At 43.7% G+C, this 3947-nt stretch carries 5 protein-coding genes; 4 read left to right on the plus strand and 1 reads right to left on the minus strand.

The genetic code is table 11. The annotated features are described in order from the left end of the window. The 4 genes from MHN01_RS19110 to MHN01_RS19125 form a co-directional block, all read left to right on the plus strand. Positions 1 to 390: SPOR domain-containing protein (locus MHN01_RS19110; RefSeq protein ID WP_239412804.1), on the plus strand; the 390-nt coding region annotated here is incomplete at its 5' end. 325 nt (positions 391 to 715) lie between these two features. After that, positions 716 to 1708 (plus strand): D-alanine--D-alanine ligase, encoded by a 993-nt coding sequence (locus tag MHN01_RS19115; protein ID WP_239412805.1) that lies wholly within the window; start codon positions 716 to 718, stop codon positions 1706 to 1708. A 93-nt stretch (positions 1709 to 1801) separates the two neighbouring features. Continuing rightward, the gene (locus MHN01_RS19120; protein ID WP_239412806.1) at positions 1802 to 1975 is read left to right on the plus strand and encodes a YhfG family protein; all 174 of its coding nucleotides are present in this window, start codon (positions 1802 to 1804) and stop codon (positions 1973 to 1975) included. Then, positions 1965 to 2606, plus strand: a complete 642-nt coding sequence (locus MHN01_RS19125; RefSeq protein ID WP_239412807.1) for a putative adenosine monophosphate-protein transferase Fic — start codon at positions 1965 to 1967, stop codon at positions 2604 to 2606. Before MHN01_RS19120 ends, MHN01_RS19125 begins: the two co-directional genes overlap by 11 nt. Positions 2607 to 2671: 65 nt before the next feature. On the opposite strand, the gene MHN01_RS19130 is transcribed toward MHN01_RS19125, so the two are convergent. Further along, positions 2672 to 3643: a tyrosine-type recombinase/integrase gene (locus tag MHN01_RS19130; RefSeq protein ID WP_239412808.1), complete on the minus strand. Its 972-nt coding sequence runs from the start codon at positions 3641 to 3643 to the stop codon at positions 2672 to 2674. Positions 3644 to 3947: the final 304 nt, after the last annotated feature.

Raw genomic sequence — 3947 nt, forward strand, 5'->3', positions numbered from 1 at the left:
AAACCGGTAAAGCAGGTTGTCAAAATATCGCCTCAGCATCCTGAAGAGCAAATGGCTAAAAAGCAAACGCCTAAGCCGAAGAAGCCTGTTTACAAGTATTCCAAGGCTGCTTCTGGTGGATACACAATTCAGGTGCTGGCATTGAGCCATAATAGAGGTTTCCGACCTTATATGAATAAACTGCCATCGGATCAGCCTGTTTGGATGAACAAGAAAGAGCTTGATGGCCTTCCATGGTACACCTTACTGTACGGTCACTTTGATACACGCGACCAGGCAAAAAGGGCTCTGGCAGCACTGCCACAAAACGTAAAAGACTACGGTCCGTTTATCCGCAGCCTGAAAGAGATTAAGGCATCACCGACGCCTAAGCTCACAAAGCTGAACTAATCAATGGAAAAGAGAGCAAGCTTGCTCTCTTTTTTTATATCCGGAAGATCAGACAGAAGTCATGATGTTCAATTAATGTCATCTAGGCAGCTGAAAACGTTAACTTCATTTAGTTATCGCGACTTTTATGCTTAACCAATGTTAATTTAATGAAATATTTCACTGATAACTGATCTGTAAGGTGCAATACGCCCGTTTTTTTTATTACTATTGAGACAGAATGATAGCTTGAGCGTGCATGGGCGGAGATACGCTTTGACGTTAGGCTGAACAAATAAGTGGCTGGCAAGACAAGATCTGCCGGCTTGTACTACAAGGGATGATAATGAGCTCAATCCATGTTTTATTATTGTGCGGCGGCGGAAGCGCCGAGCACGAAGTTTCTCTCGTTTCTGCTAACTTTGTGGAACAGCAGCTCCAGAAGATTGATGGCATTACCTACACCCGTGTTGAAATGAAAGAGAGCGGTTGGTTTGACAATGAAGGTACTCACTGTCAGCTGAATCTTGACCGTTCATTGCAAGTTGGCGATCAGAAGACGCAAGTTAATTATGTGATCCCATGTGTTCACGGCTATCCAGGCGAAACCGGTGATCTCCAATCGTTTCTTGATATGGCGAAACTGCCATACTTCGGCTGTGGCGCAGAGGCCAGCACCAACTGCTTCAACAAAATCACTACCAAACTGTGGTTTGATGCGCTGAACATTCCAAATACGCCTTACGTTTTCCTGAGTGATAATAACGAAGTGGCACATGCACAAGCTGCTGCCGCTTTGGAAAAATGGGGAGAGGTCTTCATTAAAGCCGCTTGTCAGGGCTCCTCGGTCGGTTGTTACCATGTCGCGAACATTTCTGAACTTGCCGATGCGGTAAATAAGGCGTTTACCTATTCCGATCAAGTTCTTATTGAAAAGGCGATCAAGCCCCGTGAGCTTGAAATCGCTGCTTATCAATACGGCGATGAGTTGGTGATCACCAAGCCAGGTGAAGTATCGTGTCCGGCAGACAAGTTCTATACCTATGAAGAGAAGTACAGCTCAGACAGCCACTCTACAACAACGGTTGAAGCTCGTGATCTGACTGAAGAACAAGTTGAACAGATCCGTCACTATGCGCGTAAAGCGTTTGTACAGATGAAGCTGAAAGATCTGTCACGCATTGATTTCTTCCTCAGTGAAGATAATGAGATCTTGCTTAACGAAATTAATACCTTCCCAGGTATGACGCCAATCTCAATGTTCCCTCAAATGCTGGAGCATAATGGCCACTCGTTTAGCGTATATCTGGAGAAAGCTATTAAAGCGGCCGCAGTATAAACTACGCTTTGGCCGGAGGAGAGCTTTCCCCCGGCCAAATTGGCGATTCTGTCTGGAGGTGCAATACTGGGTATAGATGCAAAAAGGAAAAATATGCTGACAACGAAACAAAAACGTGAACGGTTTGAAGCTTTGCGAGCTCGAAATTACAGGGCGAGCCTACAGCTTGAAGGTTTCGATGTTGAGCCAACAAAGATGGATAGCGACATAGATCAATCTACAGAATCCGTTAAAATTGCCAGATTAAAACAGCGCTATGCGAGATAAATATGGTGTAAACCAAGACCCGGACTGTTATCCCGGTACGACTACCCTCAAGAATCGCTTATCTATCAAGGATGAAGACGAGCTTGAGCTTGCAGAACGAGATTTTACTCGCGTTCGGGCTGAACACTTTGTGCCCGAGTTTGATCAATTCAATCTGGCTTATCTTCAAAAAACCCATCAACACCTGTTCCAGGACTTGTACTTATGGGCCGGCCAAATACGCCAGGTTGATATTACAAAAGGGCAAACGCGGTTTTGCCATATGGAGAATATTCAGCGTGAAGCAGAAAAACTTTTCAACGAACTGGAGCGAGAAGATTTTCTTTGTGGTTTGCCATTCGATACGTTTATCAAACGTATGGCGCACTATTACTGCGAACTGAATATAATCCACCCATTTCGTGAAGGAAATGGCAGGGTGCAACGTATCTTTTTCGAAATCCTAGCGATTAATGCCGGCTATGAAGTGTGCTGGGAAGGTATAAACCTTAAAGAATGGGTCGACGCCAACCAAATGGGTTACTTTGGCGAATTAAAGCCGCTTCAACGACTGTTTGAACGGATCACTGTACTGATTGATATCCAACAAGGTCCAAGAGAACATTGGGCTGATAGTCCTTCAGAGCAGTAGTATTCCTAATAAAGCCCATCTAACGCACTATAACTTTTTGTTTGTCTCTATATTCAATACCATACTTATTTATCCCATGGCTTAGGCTTAACATACTTGGCGATCTCTTTATCATGCCGATCGGTATTGCCTACGTATTGGGCCGGCATTGCCGGGCTTTTCCAACGTCCCTGATCTTGAATTTCGCTAATAGAAAGGCCTGAATCGGCTAAATCCTTAGCGGCACCAACTCGTGGAGACTGTCCGGAGAATAGGGCGGATGACGGTAGGCTTAATTCATCGCTGGCACGTCGAAATACACGATAAATCGATGAGTGATCCAGCGGCTTATCACCTATGTTGCTATGGCGATCGATACGACGGAAAACAAAGCCCTCACAAATCATGCTTATAACAAGCCATCGCTGTAATGCTTTAGACGATACAGAACTAAGGGCAATGCTTCTGCCGTTAACTAAGAGGTCAATCAAACCATCTGCATGTATCTCCAACGAATCAATCGTGAGTGCAGCAAGCTCGCTGCGTTTAAGCATTGCCTCGAATGAGACGGCCCATATCGCCATGTCGCGGATATCTTTCACTTTGGTGGAAAGCTCAAACTGATAAAGAAGCTTTTGTAAGTGTTCGTCTCGAAATGCTGAGGCATTACGATAATCGTCATGCTTTTCGAGTTGCTGCTTTTGCATCTCCAGGCGTATTTCGGTGTGGGAACAAGGGTCGGTAAGATTATGGCAGCGATGCACCAAACTGATTGTTACCATGTAACGCTTTAGGCTGGCGAGTTTTCGAGAGCGTGACATGTAGTCGATGTACCTATGCACTGTATCCGACTTTGCAGGCAAGCATGGCACTTTATTTTCTAAGCAGAAAGTAACAAAGCTATTCCAGTCGTTCTTAAAAGCAACGAGCGTATTTTTCGCATATTGACCGTGCGTAAGCTCTTCCCATGGCTCCGTAGATTCGATAAGCCCAGCGAATGTTTTGATGCTAAGGTGCAGCTGCTCTTCATTATCGATAGGTGGGATTTTCTTGGCCATTTAATGATAACCTTCTAATGCACTATAATTATAAAGATATACCAAACATAAATTAGTACATAGTGAAGAGTAAAAAAATCACACTGACAACAAATTTATAAGCTTAACAAGAAGACAAATGAGCAACTAAATGCTTCAATAACACTGGATTTAATGAGTTTTTGTAACAATACTTATTATCTCAAGAGATTATTTTTTTGATGCTTGTTTTTTGTACAGCGATTTGACTCAACTTTGTTGAGGAGTGTGGATGAAAAAAAGAATATTCCATCGAGGGCACAACATTGAAAATGCAACAGGTGAC

Source organism: Photobacterium sp. OFAV2-7 (genome assembly GCF_022347985.1).
GTDB lineage: Bacteria > Pseudomonadota > Gammaproteobacteria > Enterobacterales > Vibrionaceae > Photobacterium.

Bases quoted from the DNA above. Each gene is read 5' to 3' on its own strand.
- MHN01_RS19115 (WP_239412805.1), top strand. From the start codon at position 716: ATGAGCTCAATCCATGTTTTATTATTGTGCGGCGGCGGAAGCGCCGAG.
- MHN01_RS19120 (WP_239412806.1), top strand. From the start codon at position 1,802: ATGCTGACAACGAAACAAAAACGTGAACGGTTTGAAGCTTTGCGAGCT.
- MHN01_RS19125 (WP_239412807.1), top strand. From the start codon at position 1,965: ATGCGAGATAAATATGGTGTAAACCAAGACCCGGACTGTTATCCCGGT.
- MHN01_RS19130 (WP_239412808.1), bottom strand. From the start codon at position 3,643: ATGGCCAAGAAAATCCCACCTATCGATAATGAAGAGCAGCTGCACCTT.